This window comes from Inediibacterium massiliense (genome assembly GCF_001282725.1).
GTDB lineage: Bacteria > Bacillota > Clostridia > Peptostreptococcales > Thermotaleaceae > Anaerophilus > Anaerophilus massiliensis.
The window spans coordinates 917,163-937,184 of record NZ_LN876586.1; the positions used below are offsets into that span (position 1 = coordinate 917,163).

General features: G+C 30.1%; 20 protein-coding genes. 14 read left to right on the forward strand and 6 right to left on the reverse strand.

Going from position 1 to position 20,022, the window contains the following annotated elements; translation table 11 throughout:
• Positions 1–83: 83 nt before the first annotated feature.
• A complete protein-coding gene (locus BN2409_RS08125; protein ID WP_053956125.1) occupies positions 84–1,832 on the forward strand; it encodes a methyl-accepting chemotaxis protein in 1,749 nt (582 codons plus the stop codon).
• A gap of 1 nt (position 1,833) precedes the next feature.
• On the opposite strand, the gene BN2409_RS08130 is transcribed toward BN2409_RS08125, so the two are convergent.
• The gene (locus BN2409_RS08130; RefSeq protein WP_053956126.1) at positions 1,834–2,760 is read right to left on the reverse strand and encodes a Na/Pi cotransporter family protein; all 927 of its coding nucleotides are present in this window, start codon (positions 2,758–2,760) and stop codon (positions 1,834–1,836) included.
• Between the two features lie 151 nt (positions 2,761–2,911).
• Between BN2409_RS08130 and pdaB the strand changes: the two genes are divergently transcribed.
• The 10 genes from pdaB (at position 2,912) to BN2409_RS08175 (ending at position 12,464) form a co-directional block, all read left to right on the forward strand.
• The gene (pdaB, locus tag BN2409_RS08135) at positions 2,912–3,685 is read left to right on the forward strand and encodes a polysaccharide deacetylase family sporulation protein PdaB (RefSeq protein ID WP_053956127.1); all 774 of its coding nucleotides are present in this window, start codon (positions 2,912–2,914) and stop codon (positions 3,683–3,685) included.
• 106 nt (positions 3,686–3,791) lie between these two features.
• Positions 3,792–4,487: a Mur ligase family protein gene (locus tag BN2409_RS08140; protein ID WP_053956128.1), complete on the forward strand. Its 696-nt coding sequence runs from the start codon at positions 3,792–3,794 to the stop codon at positions 4,485–4,487.
• A gap of 108 nt (positions 4,488–4,595) precedes the next feature.
• Positions 4,596–5,261: a single-stranded DNA-binding protein gene (locus tag BN2409_RS08145; protein WP_053956129.1), complete on the forward strand. Its 666-nt coding sequence runs from the start codon at positions 4,596–4,598 to the stop codon at positions 5,259–5,261.
• A 98-nt stretch (positions 5,262–5,359) separates the two neighbouring features.
• A complete protein-coding gene (locus BN2409_RS17195) occupies positions 5,360–5,503 on the forward strand; it encodes a hypothetical protein (RefSeq protein WP_199872962.1) in 144 nt (47 codons plus the stop codon).
• Between the two features lie 99 nt (positions 5,504–5,602).
• Positions 5,603–6,541: a 1-phosphofructokinase family hexose kinase gene (locus tag BN2409_RS08150; RefSeq protein ID WP_053956130.1), complete on the forward strand. Its 939-nt coding sequence runs from the start codon at positions 5,603–5,605 to the stop codon at positions 6,539–6,541.
• Between the two features lie 45 nt (positions 6,542–6,586).
• Positions 6,587–8,359 (forward strand): sigma-54 interaction domain-containing protein, encoded by a 1,773-nt coding sequence (locus tag BN2409_RS08155; RefSeq protein ID WP_053956131.1) that lies wholly within the window; start codon positions 6,587–6,589, stop codon positions 8,357–8,359.
• Between the two features lie 129 nt (positions 8,360–8,488).
• Positions 8,489–9,781 (forward strand): L-cysteine desulfidase family protein, encoded by a 1,293-nt coding sequence (locus BN2409_RS08160; RefSeq protein ID WP_053956132.1) that lies wholly within the window; start codon positions 8,489–8,491, stop codon positions 9,779–9,781.
• A gap of 85 nt (positions 9,782–9,866) precedes the next feature.
• Positions 9,867–10,397, forward strand: a complete 531-nt coding sequence (hpt, locus tag BN2409_RS08165) for a hypoxanthine phosphoribosyltransferase (protein WP_053956133.1) — start codon at positions 9,867–9,869, stop codon at positions 10,395–10,397.
• A 233-nt stretch (positions 10,398–10,630) separates the two neighbouring features.
• On the forward strand, positions 10,631–11,461 hold the full coding sequence (gene dapF, locus BN2409_RS08170) for a diaminopimelate epimerase (RefSeq protein WP_053956134.1): 831 nt from the start codon (positions 10,631–10,633) through the stop codon (positions 11,459–11,461).
• A 16-nt stretch (positions 11,462–11,477) separates the two neighbouring features.
• Positions 11,478–12,464 (forward strand): D-cysteine desulfhydrase family protein, encoded by a 987-nt coding sequence (locus BN2409_RS08175; RefSeq protein WP_053956135.1) that lies wholly within the window; start codon positions 11,478–11,480, stop codon positions 12,462–12,464.
• Positions 12,465–12,486: 22 nt separating this feature from the next.
• Here BN2409_RS08175 and dapD read toward each other — a convergent pair whose 3' ends face one another.
• From dapD to BN2409_RS08200, 5 genes are read right to left on the reverse strand one after another with little or no spacing between them, the layout of a single operon-like run.
• A complete protein-coding gene (gene dapD, locus BN2409_RS08180; RefSeq protein ID WP_053956136.1) occupies positions 12,487–13,218 on the reverse strand; it encodes a 2,3,4,5-tetrahydropyridine-2,6-dicarboxylate N-acetyltransferase in 732 nt (243 codons plus the stop codon).
• A gap of 33 nt (positions 13,219–13,251) precedes the next feature.
• The gene (gene dapB / locus BN2409_RS08185) at positions 13,252–14,007 is read right to left on the reverse strand and encodes a 4-hydroxy-tetrahydrodipicolinate reductase (RefSeq protein ID WP_053956137.1); all 756 of its coding nucleotides are present in this window, start codon (positions 14,005–14,007) and stop codon (positions 13,252–13,254) included.
• Between the two features lie 10 nt (positions 14,008–14,017).
• Complete coding sequence (gene dapA / locus BN2409_RS08190; RefSeq protein WP_053956138.1) at positions 14,018–14,899, reverse strand: 4-hydroxy-tetrahydrodipicolinate synthase; 882 nt, start codon at positions 14,897–14,899, stop codon at positions 14,018–14,020.
• Positions 14,900–14,951: 52 nt separating this feature from the next.
• Positions 14,952–15,947, reverse strand: a complete 996-nt coding sequence (locus tag BN2409_RS08195) for an aspartate-semialdehyde dehydrogenase (protein WP_053956139.1) — start codon at positions 15,945–15,947, stop codon at positions 14,952–14,954.
• Positions 15,948–15,995: 48 nt separating this feature from the next.
• Complete coding sequence (locus BN2409_RS08200; protein WP_053956140.1) at positions 15,996–16,754, reverse strand: DeoR/GlpR family DNA-binding transcription regulator; 759 nt, start codon at positions 16,752–16,754, stop codon at positions 15,996–15,998.
• 254 nt (positions 16,755–17,008) lie between these two features.
• Here BN2409_RS08200 and BN2409_RS08205 point away from each other — a divergent pair, with 254 nt between their 5' ends.
• Genes BN2409_RS08205 through BN2409_RS08215 form a run of 3 tightly spaced genes read left to right on the forward strand, consistent with a single transcriptional unit; the run spans position 17,009 to position 19,998 of the window.
• A complete protein-coding gene (locus BN2409_RS08205; RefSeq protein ID WP_110943018.1) occupies positions 17,009–18,175 on the forward strand; it encodes a M20 metallopeptidase family protein in 1,167 nt (388 codons plus the stop codon).
• A gap of 18 nt (positions 18,176–18,193) precedes the next feature.
• Entirely contained in the window at positions 18,194–19,135 is a 942-nt protein-coding gene (locus BN2409_RS08210) for a type II CAAX endopeptidase family protein (RefSeq protein WP_053956141.1), read from the forward strand.
• 20 nt (positions 19,136–19,155) lie between these two features.
• Positions 19,156–19,998 (forward strand): DegV family protein, encoded by an 843-nt coding sequence (locus tag BN2409_RS08215; protein WP_053956142.1) that lies wholly within the window; start codon positions 19,156–19,158, stop codon positions 19,996–19,998.
• The last annotated feature ends 24 nt before the right edge of the window (positions 19,999–20,022 follow it).

Below are 20,022 nucleotides of genomic sequence, written 5' to 3' on the forward strand. Positions count from 1 at the left end.
TTTTCAAGGAAATTATTTAATAAATTTATAATAAAAGCTAGTTATTCACAGTATATATTTTAGAAAAATAGGAGGCAGAGTTCATGAAATTACAAGAAAAACTGATTCTGATTATGGTAGGGGCATTTCTTTTATTAGGAGTGAGTACTACTACAATGGCAAAATATTTTATTACACAACTAGCAACAGAAGAAATAGAAAGAAAATTAGATGGGGATTTACATATGGGTTATGAGCTTTTAGAACAAAAATACCCAGGAGATTGGAAGATTGAGAATGAAAAAATATATAAAGGACAAATCTGTTTAGGAGATGGAAAAGAAGAAAATGGAAACTATGAATTAGTAGATACAATTCTAAAACAGACAGGTTCTGCTGCTACTATATTTATGAAAGCAGAAAATATATCCTTAGAAGAAACAAACGGATATAGAGAGGCTCCTTATGTGAGGGTTTCTACAAATGTACAAAATGCAAATGGAGCTCGTGCTGTAGGAACTAAAATATCTAAGGAAGTTGCAGATAAAGTAGAAGAGGGACAAGACTTTATAGGTCAAGCAAATGTGGCAGGTAAGTTATATCATACAAAATATACGCCTATTTACAATAAACAGGGGAAAGTGATTGGAATTTGGTTTGTAGGAGTACCAACAGATCATATTCAAGAAACAGTGAAAGCGGTGATATTCAAGTTTGTCGTAGTGATTATGATCATTATGATGATCACGATTGCTATATCAGTACTTTTTATCAAAAAGATTACAGGAAGAATCAAAAAAATTGTACAGACCATAGAAGAAATGAAAAATCAAAATTTAACGGTTACATGTAATGTAAATTCAAAAGATGAAACAGGAGATATTTCAAAGAATTTAAATTATTTGATAGATACTTTAAATGATCTTTTAGGGAAAATAAGTAATTCTTCAGAAATCGTAGCATCTACATCTAACTTTTTATCACAAACAACAGAACAAACTACTATTGCTATTCATGAAGTAGCAAAAGGAGTTGAAAATATTGCCCAAGGAGCATCTACTCAAGCAAAGGAAATGGAAGAAGGAGTTAAAAAAGCAAATGATTTGGCAGATAAAATTGAGAATGTGATTACATTAGCAGGTCAAATGTATAATATTTCTTTTCAAACAGATCAAAAAAGTAATCAAGGATTAAATATGGTAGAGTTATTAACTCAAAAATCACAAAAGACCACTCAAGCTACTACGAATGTTCATCAAAATATATTAGAAGTAGATGAACAAGCTCAAAAAATTGGTATGATTATAGAAACTATAGGGCAAATTGCTCAACAAACAAATCTTCTTGCTTTAAATGCTTCTATAGAAGCTGCAAGGGCAGGTGAAAGTGGAAAAGGGTTTGTGGTAGTAGCAGAGGAAATTAGAAAATTAGCAGAAGGATCTAGAGATGCTGTAGATCAAATTCAAAATTTAATACAAGGAGTACAAAATCAATCGAATGTATCCGTACAACTTATGAATGAAACACAAAATATTGTGAAGGAAAATGAATATACAGTAAAAGAAGCAAAAAAACTATTTGTGGATATTATTGAAGCTGTAAGCGAATTATCAGAAAAAATATCTCAAGTAGAAGAATATACTAAAGATATGGAAAAAAGTAAAAATGAAATTGTAAGTATGACGCAAAGTTTATCTTCCATATCTATAGAAACATCAGCTGCAACAGAGGAAGTTTCAGCATCTACACAGGAACAACTTGCAGCTATAGAGGAAGTTGCTTCTGCAAGTCAGGATCTTTCTAAAATGGCGGAAGAATTGAAACAGAGCATTCAACAATTTTTATTACAATAAATTATGGAATGATTTTTTTTGAAAAATCTACCATTTTATTGATAAATGGAAGGAAAATACACAAACTAATAAAGTTAAATAAAGTATGTGCATTGGCAATTTGTTTTATAGGATCTATAGGAGTTATAGAATAAATAAAATGAGAAAAAGTGTGACAAAAAGGATAAAATAGAATACTTCCTCCTATATTAAATAAAAGGTGAATCATAGCAGCTCGTTTTCCATTTTTATCAGTAATCATACTTGAAAAAAGAGTAGTGCTACAAGTTCCTATATTTTGACCTAGGATAATTGGAAAAGCTTGAAAAATTCCAATGGAATGATTGGCTGCAAGACCTTGTAAAATAGCAATGCCTGTTGAACTACTTTGTATAATAGTGGTAGTGATGGCACCAATGAAAATTCCTTTCATTTTTTGATTTTCTATAGAAAGAATCAGATTTTGAAATTCCATAATGTTATTTAAGGGTTTTAAAAAAATAACCATCATTTGAATTCCCATAAAAAGAAAAGAAAATCCTATGAAAAATTTACCTATGTTTTTGGTGAAAGAACTAAAATTGAGATAAAAAAGTAGAACTCCTACCATAAGAATATGGGGAATCCAAAAGAAGAAGTTAAAACTAAGCAACTGCCCTGTAAAAGTTGTGCCAATATTTGCACCCATCATGACAGAAGCTGCTTGATATAGATTCATCACTCTAGAATTTACTAAACTTACTACAAGTACAGAAGTTGTGCTACTGCTTTGGAGTACGGCAGTAACTAAGATTCCTACTAAAATACCTAATAATGGATTTTTAGTAAGGGAAGCAATGATTTTTTTTAAGTGATTGTGAGATAAGCTTTGCATAGAAGTAGTAATCATCATCATACCTATAAAAAAAATAATAATCCCTAAGATAGTTCCTATAAGAATAGAAAGCACATTGATTCTCTCCTTTTGATGTACTTCGTTTTATTATTTTATATTTATATGGATCTAACAGAATATATGACTAAAAAGTTTTTAGCATATTAGGATCATTTTAGAATATATTTAATAGTATCATTACATGGTGTGATAAGGGGGGAAAAAGATGAGAATATGGATTATTCATAAAAAAATTGTTTTGGGTGTAATCATGATTATCCTGCTGCTTGTGATGTCATTTCTATATCTTGGGGATTTTGGAAATGCAATTGTAGGTGTTATGAATAAGGACAAAGTTCTTCCTATATATTGTGTAGATACTTCACAAAAAAAATTAGCTATAAGTTTTGATGCAGCTTGGGGAGATCAATATACAGAAGGAATCTTAGATATTTTAGATCAATACAATGTAAAAGCTACTTTTTTCTTAGTTGGATTTTGGGTAGATAAATATCCTGATCAAGTAAAAAAAATTTATGATAGAGGTCATGAGATAGGAAATCATTCTAGTACCCATCCTCATATGTCCAAATTATCTGCACAACAAATTGAAAAAGAATTAAATGAAACAGGAGAAAAGATTGAAAAAATTACAGGAAAAAATCTAAATTTATTTAGACCTCCCTTTGGAGATTATAACAATCTTTTGATTGAAACAGCTAAAAAAAATGGTTATTATACCATTCAATGGGATGTAGACTCTCTAGATTGGAAAGAACTAGGAGATCAACCAGTAGTAGATCGAGTAACTCGAAATGTAAAGAAGGGTTCTATTGTACTATTTCACAATAATGCAAAATATATATTGAAATATCTTCCTTCAGTAATCCAAAAATTACAAAAAGAAGGATATGAAATTGTTCCTATATCAGAGCTCATTTTAAAAGAAGACTATTATGTTGATCATACAGGAATGCAGAAAAAGAATGGAAAAGAATAAGTTCTCATTTTTAAGTGAGAACTTATTCTTTTGTTTTGAAATACATATTCCTATAAGGATGAGGAAAAATATAAGAATATAAGATTTTTAAAAAGGAGATGAATCCGTGTATATTCAAAATGGAAGTTCAATGAAGATTATTGGAATTGCTGGAGGAAGTGGAAAAACAATAATGGCACAATGGATGGCTTATTTATTTGAAAAGCATGGATTAAAGATAGCAAATATTTCTTCAAAAGGTACATATATAGACAATGAAATAATAAATAAAAAAAACAATGTATTAGATGAAATGATCAAAAGAAAAGTAGATGTTTTGATCATAGAGATCAATCATAATAGTTTATCTGAGTTGTGCGAGAATTTCTACTTAGATACCATAATTTATACCTATATGAATAAAAATTATACACAAGAGGAGTTAGCTGTATATAAAAAAATACTAAATAGATTAAATGAAAATAGTATCATTATATGGAATGCAGATGATCTCAAAAATATAAATATTTTAGAGCATGCAAAAAATAAGATGATCATTACTTATGGCTTTTGCTCCAAAGCAACTATTACTGCTTCTAGTATAGATGAAGCTTCATTTGTAAAATTTTATTGTTGTATTCAAAGAGGGTTTACCACCCATGATCATATGGAAATATATCCTATGGAATTTCCTGTTGAAGTCAGAAGAGTAGATAGAAATCATATATATTCTATATTAGGAGCAATCACAGGGGTATTAATGTATGGAATACTTCCAGAATATATATGTAAATATCTAAATCTAGTAAAAGAGAAAAATTAATTTCTCTTTTTTTATTTCTCATTCATAATCTCGTCCGCTGATGAATAAATATAGTGTTAGATTCATCCAAAAAGTACACAAGAATGAAGGAAGGAGTGTGAGAGTTACATGTCTGATAAGGTAATTGATACGAACAAGGTAACAATTATAGGAGAGATACATAGTCCTTTGACATTTAGCCATGAAATGTATGGAGAAGGATTCTATATTTTTAAGATGAGGGTTCCAAGGTTAAGTGATCATAATGATGTACTTCCTGTTACCATCTCAGAGCGTATTATTATGGATGAAAATTTACATATGGGAAAAATTGTAAATGTAGAAGGGCAATTAAGATCGTACAATAAATATGCAGATGGAAAAAACAAATTGATTTTGACTATTTTTGCAAGAGAAATAGAACTATATGATGAAAATGATGAGATAAAAAACCCAAATCAAATTTATTTAGATGGCTATATTTGTAAAGATCCTGTGTATCGGTCTACACCTTTTGGAAGAGAAATTACTGATTTATTAATTGCAGTGAATAGGCCTTATAACAAATCCGATTATATCCCTTGTATTGCATGGGGAAGAAATGCAAGATTCTCAGAAAAATTAAAAGTTGGAGACCATTTGAAGATTTGGGGAAGGATTCAAAGTAGACAGTATCAAAAGAAATTAGGAGAAGAGCAAGTTATTACAAAAATGGCCTACGAAGTTTCCATATCTAAAATGGAAGTAAGTCAAGAAGAAAATAATCAAGAAGAGAATAATCAAGCAGAAAAGTAAAAACACACTGATTCAGTGTGTTTTTGTTTTCAAAAATTTTGATAAAAAAATATAAATGAATTATAATAATGTAAAAATCAAATGTAGGAGGGATAAATATGAATTATTGGATTGTTGGAGGAATCATATTTTTTATTATACTTGTAAGTATACAGTATTCTCTCAATAAAATGATTGTACTATTAAAAGAAATAAGAGATATATTATATAGATTAGATACAAAGGATAGAATAAAGGAGTAAAGTGATAAAAAACTCTTTGCAAAATTATGGATTTGTGTTTATAATAGATTTGTATCTTTTAATATTTTAGCAAAATGGAAAGAATAAGAAGGGGATTATATGATTACTACAGTTACCTTGAATCCAGCTATAGATCGAGCTTATGTGATTCATGACTTTAAACCAAATCAAAAATATCATCTACATAGGAATGATGTAAAAATTACTGCTGGTGGAAAAGGATTGAATGTGGCACGAGTAGCTTCTATACTAGGAGAAAAAGTTAATGCCACAGGGTTTTTAGGAGGATATTCTGGGAGATTTATACAAGAAGAATTGGACAAGCTAAGGATTTATACTTCTTTTGTTCCAATCAATGAATCATCTAGAATATTTACTGCTATTTTAGATCCTGCAAATAATACAGAAACCATTTTGGCAGAGAAAGGACCTGTAGTAACAAAAAAAGAATTAAATGCTTTTGTAAAAGAATTTGTCAAGATATTAAAATATAGTGAAATTATAGTAGCAGCAGGTACTGTTCCTAAAGGACTACCAAAAACTATTTATGGAGATATGGTAAAAATTGCAAAAGATAATAACGTAAAAATGATTATTGATGCTAGTGGAAGCTATTTAGAAGAAGCAATTAAAGCCAAGCCTTTTATGATTAAACCCAACCTTGAGGAACTAGAAGAATTGGTAGGATACAAATTAGATGATGAACATAAAATCATCTTTGAATGCAAGCATATTTGTAAGCAAGGAATTGAGGTAGTGGGGATTTCATTAGGAGAAAAAGGAGCAATTTTTACTACAAAAGAAGGGGTCTACAAAATATTTGCTCCAAAGGTTACTCCTATTAATGCTGTAGGCTGTGGAGACGCTTTTGTAGCAGGATTTGCTGTTGCCTTATATAAAAAGAAGACTTTAGAAGAAGCCTTTAAATTAGCAGTGGCTACCGGTACGGCTAATGCTATAGACAAAGGAATAGGATATGTGAATATAGATCATGTAAAAAAATTTTATGAGGAAATAGAAATGTGGAGGTTGGAATGATATTCCAACTTTTTTATCATACTAGGAATAAAAAGGATGGTTCATATGAATTTGATTCATATTGTAGAAAGTGTTCAAAAGATTGCACAGGCCATTGCTAGTGTTATAAAAGTAGATGTAACCATCGTAGATCATAAACGAAATAGAATTGCTGCAACTGGACGATATAAAAATATGGTAGGACAAAAGGTCAATGCACATTCAGTTTTTGATTTTGCTTTACATAATGGAGAAAGTTTTATTATTGAAAATCCAAGAAATCATATAGCTTGTTTAAAATGCGAAAAAATAAAAAGCTGTAAAGAGTTTGCAGAAGTATGTTGTCCTATTAAAATAGGAGAAAAAATTATAGGAGTCATAGGGCTTATTGCTTTTGAAGAAAAACAAAAGAAAGCGATTTTAGAAAACCCTACAAATCTTATAGAGTTTCTCTATCACATGGCAGATTTAATTGCAACAAAACCCTTAGAACAACAAAAAACAGAGAAAATGAAAAGAATGGCAAAAGAAATAGAGACTGTACTTCATTCAGTAGATCGAGGCATTATTGCAGTGAATGAAGAAGGAATGATTATACATTATAACAAAAAAGCAGAAGAATTATTTTGTATAGATAGAAAAAATGTTTATATTCATCAATTGTTAGATATAGATGTAGATGATGAGATTATTAAAAATATTTCTATTAAAAATAGATCTTTTCATTACAAAAACGGAGAGTACCACTGTAGAGGTGTGTTTGATGCAAATCCTATTATGATGGAAGATGAAAGTATTGGTGTAGTTTTTATATTTAGTAATATTTCAGAAATATTAAATGTAGTCAATGATATTACTACAGGGACAATGATTACTACCTTTGAAAATATTATTGGAAATAGTCCTTGTTTAGAGAGTGTGAAAATACAAGGGAGAAAAGCTTCTCAAAGTACATCTACAGTCTTAATACAAGGAGAAAGTGGTACAGGAAAAGAATTATTTGCTAGAGCCATTCATTTTCATAGCAAAAGAGCAAATGGACCATTTATTCCTATTAATTGTGCAGCTATTCCAGAACAATTATTAGAAAGTGAATTATTTGGTTATGAAGAAGGGGCCTTTACAGGGTCTAGGAAAGGTGGAAAAGCTGGAAAATTTGAATTGGCTCATAAAGGGACCATTTTTTTAGATGAAATAGGAGATATGGCCATTCATTTACAGACAAAGCTTTTACGAGTATTACAAGAGTATGTCATTGAAAAAGTAGGAGGAAAAGAATTGATTCCGATTGACGTACGAGTGATTGCAGCTACCAATAAAGATTTAGAGAAAAAAGTGTCAGAGGGAGAATTTAGAGAAGATTTATTTTATAGACTCAATGTAATTCCTATTATGATTCCTCCTTTAAGAGAGAGAAAAGAAGATATTTCTATTTTAGTAGATTATTTTATTAAAAAGTGTAATAAAAAACTTGATAAAAATATTGAAAAGATTAATGAAAAAGTATTTGAAAAATTTTTATCTTATCAATGGCCTGGAAATGTGCGAGAATTGGAAAATACTATTGAGTATGGAGTAAATATGTGTAGTAACAAAATTGTTGCAGAAATAGATCTTCCTTATCGTCTAAAAAGTCAAAATCATGTATTTGAAAAGGTAGAGGATAGAATCATTCCTATTGAAGAATTGGAAAGAAAAGAAATACAAAAAGCTTTGAAGTATTTTGGCAAAGATAAGCAATCTATTACAAAGGCGGCTAAAGCATTGGGGATGAGTCGTGCAACTTTATATAGGAAATTAAAATTATATGAAATAGAAAAGTCTCAAAGTGAGAAATGATTCTCATTTTGAGACTTTTCTATTTCATATATGTCTTAAAATGAGAAAATTATATAAAAAAACCTCTTTTTTATTGGTATGATTATTGCCTTATAAATATATAAAGAATAAAAAGAGAGGATGATTCGTATGGAATTACAAAAATTGATTATAGAAACTTTAAGAAAAGAAGTTATACCTGCTGTTGGATGTACAGAGCCTGTTGCAGTAGCATTAGCTTGTGCAAAAGCTAAAGAAATGACTCATGAAGCAATAGAAAAAGTCAATATTTTAGTCAGTCCTAATATTTATAAAAATGGATTAGGAGTAGGAATTCCTAATACAAATGAAGTAGGGTTATATATAGCAGCAGCTCTAGGAATTGTAGGAGGAAAAAGTGAGAAAAAATTAGAAGTTTTACAGGATATTACGCCTGTACATGTAAAAAAAGGAAAAGAACTCATCCATAGTGAAAAAATTTCCATAGGGATCAAAGATACAAAGGAAAAAATTTATATTGAAGTAATAGTAAAAACGAAAAAAGATAAGATAAAAGTTATGATAGAAGGAAAACATGATCTTTTTGTATATATCAGTCAAAATGAAAAAATACTGTTAGATGAAAGAAAAGGTCATAAAAAAAATAAGGATGAAGATATTTCTTTGTATGATTTGAAAATTGTAGATCTTATTGAAGAAATAGAAAAAATATCTTATGATAACCTAGCTTTTTTATTAGAAGGACTTTATATGAATGAAAAAGTAGCTTTAGAAGGATTAAAAAAGAAAGTAGGAATGGGTGTAGGGATGAGTTTGTATGAAAATATACAAAAGGGAATTTTATCTGATGATTTAATGAACCAAGCTATGATGCTCACGGCCGCTGCCTCAGATGTAAGAATGTCAGGAGAGAATATATCTGTAATGAGTAGTAATGGAAGTGGAAATAATGGACTTACAGCGATATTACCTATTGTGGCTTATAAAAATAAATTTTCTGTAAAAGAAGAGGATTTAACAAAAGCATTGGCTATTAGTCATATGATCAATAGTTATATTAAATTTTATATAGGAAGGCTTTCTGCATTGTGTGGTTGCGGAGTTGCAGCGGCAACGGGAGCTAGCGTAGCTATTGTATGGCTTATGGGAGGAAATAAGAAACAAATAAATGGTGCGATTCAAAATATGCTAGGAAATATAAGTGGGATGATTTGTGATGGAGCCAAAGTAGGCTGTGCTCTTAAACTATCTACAGCAGCTTCTACAGCTATACAATCGGCTTTATTAGCTTTAAATGAACATGTGATTCCTCATCAAAATGGAATTATAGGAGAGAGTGCTGAAGATACCATTAGAAATTTAGGAAAACTTTCTATAGAGGGAATGGAAAATATGGATCAAGTTATTTTACAGGTGATGAAAAGTATGGAATCTATAGCATAATGAATAGAATTGACAAAGGATAGGTTATGGATTAGAATATTTAATAATGTATAAAGGAGATACTATAATTGGAGGGAAACAAATAATGGATATAGAAAAGAAAAAAAAGGAAATACTATTTTCTAGAGAAGATCTTCAAAAAAGAATAGAAGAACTAGGACGACAAATTAAAAAAGACTATGAAGGAAAAAAAATATTAGCTGTATCTCTTTTAAAAGGAAGTTTTATATTTGCAGCAGACTTAGTTAGAGAGATTGATGCACCTGTTCGTATAGAGTTTATGGCTACATCCAGTTATGGTCATGGAGAGGAATCTTGTGGAAAGGTAAATATATTATATGACTTACCAGTAGACTTAGAAGGGTATGATGTTTTGGTTGTAGACGATATTGCAGATACAGGACTTACTATGAAATTTGTTTTAGAACATTTAAATAAGAAAAATCCAGCTAGTATCAAATGCTGTGTATTATTAGATAAACCTTCAAGAAGAAAAACAGAGCTAGAAGCAGATTATGTTGGCTTTACCATTCCTGATAAATTTATTGTAGGGTATGGACTTAATTACGGCGATTATTATAGAAATGTTCCTTATGTTTTTGCTTTTGTAGATTAGTAAAGTCAGTAGCCTTTTGTGCTATTGGCTTTTTTACTCTTTAGGAAATTATATAAATGAATAAATTGTGGATAATTTTAGAAAGTTAGATTTTCATCAAATTTTAAGCAACGAAAATTCTAAATGAAATGAAAGAATTTTGTTGGCGATATGAGCAGTGACCATAGGAACATGCGAATTTTTTAATAGGCATGGATATTGCATTATAAATCATAAAAAAAAGGAGGGGTTGTATGGAGTTTATCAAGATGCATGGAGCAGGAAATGACTTTATATTGTTTGATGGCACAAAGGAAAAAATAATAGATTATGAACGACTTGCAAAAGATGTATGTGAAAGGCACTTTGGAATTGGAGCAGATGGAATTATGGTAGCCGAAAATAGTGAAGATTATGACATTAAGATGGTCTATTATAATTCTGATGGTTCATTAGGTGAAATGTGTGGAAATGGCATTCGATGTTTTTCAAAGTTTGTATATGAAAAAGGTTTGATAAAGAAAAATGAAATAGAAGTAGAAACTTTAGCAGGAGTAAAGAAGGTATGGCTAGAAGTAAAAAATCATGAGGTACAATGGGTAAAGGTAAATATGGGAAAAGCTATTTTTTCTCCAAAAGATATTCCTATATTATGTGATGGAGAAAATGCTTTAGAAAAAAGTTTACATATAGATGATAAAACTATTATATTTTCTACTGTCCTTGTTGGAGTTCCTCATACCATCATATTTGTGGAGGATATAAAGAAAATAGATATTAATAGATTAGGAGAAAAAATAGAAAAACATTCTATTTTTCCTAAAAAAACCAATGTTAATTTTGTTGAGGTGAAAGATAAGGATTTTATTCATGTATATACTTGGGAAAGAGGAGCAGGAAGAACACTAGCATGTGGAACAGGATGCTGTTCAAGTGTAGTAGTAGGTCATGCTTTAGGGAAATTGAATAAAAAAGTAAAGGTACAAGCAGAAGGAGGTTTGATAGAAGTTGAATTAAATGATAACCTTGATATTTTTATGAAGGGAGAAGCTCAAAAAATTTGTACAGGAAATTTTGAAAAATGAAAAAGGGGGATGTAAGATGAAATTACCAGATCGTATTGTACTTGCAAATTTACCTACTAAAATTGAAAAGTTAGAAAGACTTTCTAAAAGATTAAAAGGACCACAGATATATATCAAAAGAGATGATCAAACAGGTTCCGAAGTATCAGGGAATAAAGTAAGAAAATTAGAATTTGCTGTAAAAGAAGCACTGAGTGAAGGCTGTGATTATTTAATTACTTGTGGAGGAATTCAATCTAATCATGCGAGAGCTACTGCAGCAGTTGCTGCAAGGCTTGGGATTTCTTCTTATTTAGTTTTAAGAGGAAGTAAAGATACTCCTATAGATGGAAATCATTTTATAGATGAATTATTAGGTGCAAAGATTAAAATGATTACTCCCAAAGAGTATAAAGAGCATAGAATGGAGATTATGGAAGATATAAAAAAAGAATTAGATGCAAAAGGGCATAAAGCTTATATATTGCCAGAAGGAGCTTCTAATGGAATTGGTACTTTTGGATACTTCTATGCTTTAGAAGAAATTATGGAGCAAGAAAAACAAATGGATATTCATTTTGACGCTATTGTGGTAGCAGTAGGCTCAGGGGGAACTTACGGAGGATTATTTTATGCTAATGAAGTATATAAAAATAAAGCTAAAATATATGGTGTAAATGTTTGTGATGATGAAGAATATTTTAAATGTGCAATTGAAAGGATTTTACATGAAAGCTTTACATATACAAATGCTCCAATTGAGTTTAAAAAGGATGATATTCATATATTAGATGGTTATGTAGGAGAAGGGTATGCTTTAAGTAGACCAGAAGAAATAGAACTTATAAAAAATATTGCAAAAGAAGAAGGGGTCATTTTAGATCCAGTTTATACAGGTAAAGCTATGTTTGGTCTTTTAAAAGAAATAGAAAAAGGAACCTTTGATCATTGTAAAAATATTTTATTTATTCATACAGGAGGATTATTTGGACTTTTTCCTAAAAAAGAATTGTTTACATTTTAAAAGCTGAGGATCTCCTCAGCTTTTAACCTCTTAAATCTTCTAATAATTTAGTTTTATCCATAGTTTTTTCATCTTTTTGCTTGATTACTTTTGCAGGAGATCCTGCTACTACACATCCACTAGGAACATCTTTTGTAACAATAGATCCTGCTGCAACTACAGCTCCTTTTCCTACTTTTACTCCTTCTAGGATTACTGCATTGGCTCCAATCATCACATCATCTTCTATGATGACAGGAGTGGCACTAGGGGGCTCTAATACTCCAGCTAAAACAGCTCCAGCTCCCACATGGACATTTTTACCTATGGTTGCTCTAGCTCCTAATACAGCATTCATATCAATCATAGTTCCTTCTCCAATTTCAGACCCTATATTAATCACAGCTCCCATCATAATGACTGCGTTTTTACCTATTTGTACTCGATCTCTTATAATGGCACCAGGTTCAATTCTTGCATCTATGTTTTTTATATCCAGCATGGGAATGGCAGAATTTCTTCTATCATTTTCTATTACGTAGTCTTTGATATTTTTTTTATGAAGAGATAAGAAATTTTGAATCTCTTCATGCTCTCCAAATAAAATCCAGAAGTTTTCATTTCCAAATTTTTTAATAGAATCGCAATGAATATTTTTTAGATCTCCTTCTACATAAACTTTGATAGGAGTAGATTTTTTAGCTTCTTTAATAAATTTAGCGATGGCATAAGGATTTGTTAGATCTATCTTTTCATTTGTTTTTTCTGTATTCATTAGTGGAATCAGTCCTTTCTGTATATGCGAATTTTAGGATTCGATTAAATCGTTCATATTGTAAAAACCTGGGTTTTTATGGATTAAAAATCTTGCTGCGTGAATGGCTCCTAATCCAAATATATCTTTAGAAAGAGCCGTATGCTTTATTTCTATTATTTCATCAGGACCTGCAAACAAAATAGTATGTTCTCCTACAATACTTCCTCCTCGGATGGCGTGAATGCCTATATCTGTACTTTTCCTTTTTTCATTTCTTCCATATCTTCCATATATAAAATCTTTTTTATTGTTTAATGCTTTGTTGATATTTTCTGCGATTAAATAAGCAGTTCCACTAGGAGCATCTACCTTTTGATTATGATGTTTTTCAATAATTTCTATATCAAATGCATCTGTTAGAGCTAAGGCTGCCATTTGTGCAATTTTTGTTGTTACTTGAATGCCTAGGGATGTATTTCCTGTTTGAAAAATAGGAATATACTTGGATGCATCCATTATATTTTTAAAATGATTTCCATCAAGTCCTGTAGTAGCTATGACTAAAGGCATTTTTATAGCTACACAATATTTTAATAAGTCATCTAAAGCGCTATGATGAGAAAAATCAATGATCATATCTGCTTTTTCACTACACAAAGAAGGAGAGCTATATACGGGAAAGTCATTTTCATATTTTGTTGTATCAGGATCAATTCCAGCAACGATGGTTAAATCTTTTTCTTGTTTCATGAGTCGTACTAAAACTTGACCCATTTTTCCATTGCAACCACTAAGTATTATATTCATAAAAACCTCCTTATTTGAGTAATTCATATTCTTTCATTCTTTGCTTTAATATAGATAAATGATCTTCATCCATATCCACAAGAGGTAATCTCAAAGGACCTACTTCAAATCCTAAAAGATTCATAGCAGTTTTTATAGGAATAGGATTTACTTCTATAAAAAGAGCATCAATTAAAGGTTTCATTTGAAGCTGAAGGTTACGAGCTTTTTCTATATCCTTTTTCATAAAATAGTCTACCATAAGATGGGTATCCTTTGGAGCGATATTTGCTACTACAGAGATGACTCCATGACCTCCTAAAGAAAGGAGTGGAACTACCATATCATCATTTCCAGAATATACATAAAAATCATTTGGTACAATACGAATCATTTCTGCAACTTGAGAAATATCTCCACTTGCTTCTTTGATGCCTTTGATATTTGGATGCTTGCTAAGTATTTCTAATGTTTTAGGCAAAATATTTACCCCAGTTCTTCCAGGAACATTATATAAAATAATAGGGATCGAAACTACATCAGCAATGGCGTGAAAATGAGCAATGAGTCCCTTTTGAGTCGTTTTATTATAATAAGGAGTAATGAGTAAAAGTCCATCTACTCCTACTTTCTGTGCATACTGGCTCATTTCTATGGCATGAGAAGTACAGTTGCTTCCTGTTCCTGCAATGACTGGTATTCTTTTATTTATCTTTTCTACAGTAAATTTTATAACTGCTTTGTGTTCTTCGTCTGTAAGTGTAGAAGCTTCTCCTGTAGTACCTGTAACTACGATAGCATCTGTGCTTTCTTCTAGGTGCCAATCAAGAAGTTGTTCTAATTTTTCGTAGTTTACACTTCCATCTTTAAAAGGTGTTACAAGAGCAACACCAGAACCAGTAAATAAATTCATTTAAAAATCATCCTTTCATGAAAATGTACTATATATTATTCTATGACAAAGACTACAAAGTAGGAACCAATAGTTCTGCAATTTGTACCGTATTTGTTGCTGCTCCTTTTCTAATATTATCTGCAACTACCCATAAATTGAGTCCGTTTTCAATGCTAAAATCTTTTCTAATTCTTCCTACATAAACCATATCCTGTTCAGCAGCTTCACGAGCTAGAGGATAAACATTTTTAGCAGGATCATCTTGTAGAATGATACCAGGTGCATTTTTAAATATATTTTTTATTTCTTCTATTTCAAAACTTTTTTCAAATTCTATGTTAATAGATTCACTATGGCTATTTTTTACAGGAACTCTTACAGTAGTAGCTGTAATTTTTAAATTTTCATCATGTAAAATTTTCTTTGTTTCATCAATCATTTTCATTTCTTCTTTTGTGTATCCATTTTCTAAGAATGTATCAATGTGAGGAAGACAATTTCCAGCAATGGGATGAGGATAAGGTGTTAAAATATCATTTCCTTTTAAACCTTCTTCTAAAGCAGTTACCCCTTTTACTCCAGAACCTGATACAGCTTGATAAGTAGAGTATATAATTCTTTTTATTTTAAATTGATCATGTAGAGGCTTTAAAGCAACCATAGCTTGAATGGTAGAACAATTTGGATTTGCAATAATTCCTTTATGATTTTTTATATCTTCTGGGTTGACTTCAGGTACAATTAAAGGAACATCCTTTTCCATTCTCCAAGCGCTACTATTATCTACTACGATCACTCCCTTTGAAGCGGCAATTGGAGCAAATTTTTTACTAATATCTCCTCCTGCTGAAAATAAAGCAATGTCAATATCTTTATCAAAAGATTTCTCTGTTAGTTCTTCCACTACAAAATCTTTTCCTTTACAGGTTACTGTTGTTCCTGCTGATTTAGCAGAAGCAAATGGATATAGATTATCAAATGGAAAATCTCTTTCTTCTAATACTTTTAAGAATGTTCTACCTACCATTCCAGTAGCTCCTACTAAAGCAATGTTTATTTTTTTCATATACATTCCCTCCTAAATATTATAAGTAAATAATGATTGATAAAACGATTATACTACTTCTACTTGAATACCTTTTTTTCTTATTTTATTTAATTCTTGCTCATTGGATTTTGCATCTGTAATAAGCATATGAACAGATTTAATATTGCATACATGAGCAAAAGTGATTCTTCCTATTTTTCGATAATCTGCTACAATAATTTTTTTCCTACTAGATTGTATGACTCCTTTTAAAAAATCACTACTGTCTAAGGTAGAAGTAGTTACACCAGGGTCATCTTTAATACCTGCGCAAGGAATAAAAGCTTTATCAAAGTGATAGTTTTTAAGATCTGATATGGCTTTTGATCCTAAAATATTTCCTTTATAATTTTTAATTGTCCCACCTATCATGATGGTTTCTATATTTGGAATTTGACACAATTCTTTTGCAATATCTAATGAATTGGTTACAATAGTAATGTTTTTGTTTTGAATAAAGGGGATCATTAAAAGACTGATTATGCTGCCCATAAGCATAATGGTATCTCCATCTTCAATAAGGGTTGCTGCTAGTTTTGCAATTTTTTGTTTCTCTTCTAAAGCTTCAAATTTACCTTCTTCTATAGATGAAATCCATTTAGATTTTTCAATACGTATAGCTCCACCATGAGCTTTTTTAAGAAACCCTTCTTTTTCTAGAGCTGTTAAATCGCGTCTTATGGTATAGATAGATACATTAAAAGTATCTGTTAGTTGTTGAAGATTGACAACTCCTTCTTTTTCAACAAGTTCTGTTATTTTTTTTCTTCGTGCTTCTGTAATCAATGTAGCTGCCCCCTGTATCATTGGATGATCAATTTATGATCATATTATTATAATATATTTATCATAGTATGATTATATTTTATCATATAATATGATAAAATATTTGTAAATGGTTTGTTGAAAAGTTTATTATATACATTGTAATGCATATTCACAAAAATGGATATGGTTTTAATTAAATTTTTATACTTTTCTAATAATAAGAAACGAGATAAAATATTTTATAATACATAAAATAATAAGAGGTGTAAAAAATGATTCCTATAGAAGAAAAAATACTAAACATGAGAGAAGAAATCATTCAAATAAGAAGAGAACTGCATAAAATTCCAGAGGTGGGATTTTGTGAACATAAAACAAGTCAGTTTATTATTCAAAAGCTTGAAGAATATGGTATAGAGGTATATAAAAATATAGCCAAGACAGGAATTATTGGGGTTATAAAAGGGAAAGAAGAAAAATCTATTGCTTTTCGCGCAGATATGGATGCACTAACTATTCAAGAAGAAACAAATTTTTCTTATGCATCTCAAAATGAAGGGATGATGCATGCTTGTGGGCATGATGCACATATGACTATTTTATTAGGCTTTGCAAAATATTTATCTATGGGAGGAAAAGAATTACCTTATTCTGTAGTATTTTTATTTCAACCTGCTGAGGAAGGACCTGGAGGGGCACTTCCTATGATAGCAGAGGGAATCATAGAAAGATTTCATATTCATAAAATCATAGGACTTCACGTATATCCTCAAGTAGAGGAAGGTAAAATAGGATGTAGAGTAGGTCCGATGATGGCACAAACTGGAGAATTTGATATGGTTATTTCAGGATGTGGAGGACATGGCGCGATTCCTCAAAATGCAATAGATAGTATTGTCATTGCTTCCAATATAATATCTTCCTTTCAAACGATTATTAGCAGAAATATTAATCCTATAGAGGGAGCTGTTCTTACAATTGGAAAAATGTGGGGAGGAGAAAGAAGAAATATTATTGCAGAAAAAACTTATTTAGAAGGAACTATTAGAGCCTTTGAAGAAGAAGTATATGAAAAAATAAAAAAAAGAATGAAGGAAATCAGCAAAGGAATAGAGAAAATGTATGATTGTTCTATAGAATTAATATTTAGAGATATGTATCCAGCTGTAGTAAATGATAAAGAAATGGTTAAAGCTCTTCAAAAAGCTGTTGGAGATGAAAATATGAAATTGGTAAGTCCTCAAATGATTGCAGAAGATTTTTCTTATTATCAAAAGAAAGTACAAGGACTTTTTTTCTTTTTAGGAGTTAATAATAAAGATCAAGGACATATATATCCTCTTCATCATTGTAAATTCTCTTTTAATGAAGAAATACTTTTAACAGGCATTCAAATCTATAAAAATTTATTAATATTTATAGAAGAGCAAAAAATATAAAAATAAGGAGTGAAGTATTTGGAAAATAGCGGAAAAGTAGAAGTTTTAGGAGTCAATATATTGTATTTGATTACAGCTATTTTTCTTTTAACTGTAGGCTATTATGTTCAACATGAAAATTTAAAAATAGGGTTATTGATTACGGAATATGTGCTTGTTTTATTACCACCGCTTTTATACATAAAAATAAAAAAAGATTCTTTCAAAAGAGTATTAAGATTAAATTCTTTATCTTTAAAACATGGAATCATGATTTTTTTTATAACCATTTGCATGTATCCTGTAGCTCTTTTTTTCAATTTGGTTTTTATGATGTTTTTAAGTATTTTTGTAAATATAAGACCGCAATCTATTCCAACTGCTACTAATTTTTCTGAATACTTTGTGCTTTTATTTATTATTTCTATATCTGCTGGAATTTGTGAAGAAGTTTTTTTTAGGGGATTATTACTAAAAACATATGAAACAATAGGAGAAAAAAAGGCTATATGGATATCTGCTCTATTGTTTGGGGTGTTTCATTTTAATCTTCAAAATTTTTTAGGACCTATTATATTAGGAATTATATTTGGATACTTGGTGCATCAAACCAATTCTTTATTTGCAGGAATCATTGGACATATGACGAATAATGGATTAGCTGTAACGTTAGGATATATGATTCATAAGTATAGTCAAAGATCACAACCAATGGTTGAGAGTGCAGCACATTTAGAAACTTTTCAAATTCTGATTATTACTGTCTTTTTTGGAATCGTATCTGTTTTTACAGCTACCTTAGGATATTCATTATATAAAAAAATCATAAAAGATATGAAAAAGAATAAAAAAGAATGTTATTTTATTGAAAATAAAGAAAAAACCAATACAATGTCTAAAATTGTATTTACACCTATTGGGTTAACAGTTATTATATTTATATATATGGGTTATTTACAAATTAAGCATATGATGCTTTAACTATAGTTAGGAGAGTGTATATGGAAAAGATAGCCATAATTACCGATTCTTCTTGTGACTTACCACAAGAGTGGATTGAAAAATATAATATTGAGGTACTTCCTCTTCGTGTGATTTATTCAAAAAAAGAATTTAGAGATCGAGTAGAAATTTCTCCACAAGAAGTTTATGAAAGTTTAGAAATAGAGACTCCAAAGACTTCTTTGCCTTCTCCAGAGGATGCGAAAAACTTGTTTCAGAAATTACAAGATGAAGAGTATACTCATGTGCTAGGTATATTTATTTCAAGTGGTTTAAGTGGTACATACAATATGGTTAAAAATGTAGCGAATGAATTTAAAAAATTGACCATAGAATTAATGGATTCTAAAACTTTATCTATGGGACTTGGATTTTTAGTTTTAGAAGCAGCTAAGGAAGCTTATAAAAATTCTAATTTTGAACAAATTATAGAAAAAACGAAAAAAATACTTCATAAATCAGATCTTTTTTATGTATTAAAAACTTTAGAATATTTGCGTAAAGGTGGCAGAATTGGTTTAGTAGAAGGAACAGTAGGAGAAATTTTAGGAATCAAACCTATTATTTCTATAGATGAGGAAGGAAAATATTATACCTATAAAAAAGTAAGAGGACGAAAAAAATCAATAGAGGATATTTATTCTATTGTAAAAGAAAAGATAAAAAATAAAAGAATAGATATTGCTATTATGCATGGAGATGCTGAGGAAGAAGCTAAGAAACTTTTAGAGAGGATAAAGGAGATAGGAAATATTAATGAAATATTATTTTCTCAGATTAGTCCAGTTTTAGGAGTCCATACAGGACCAGGACTCATTGGAGTAGTTACTTTTGAAATTTGACCCACTATATTTTATACATTATAA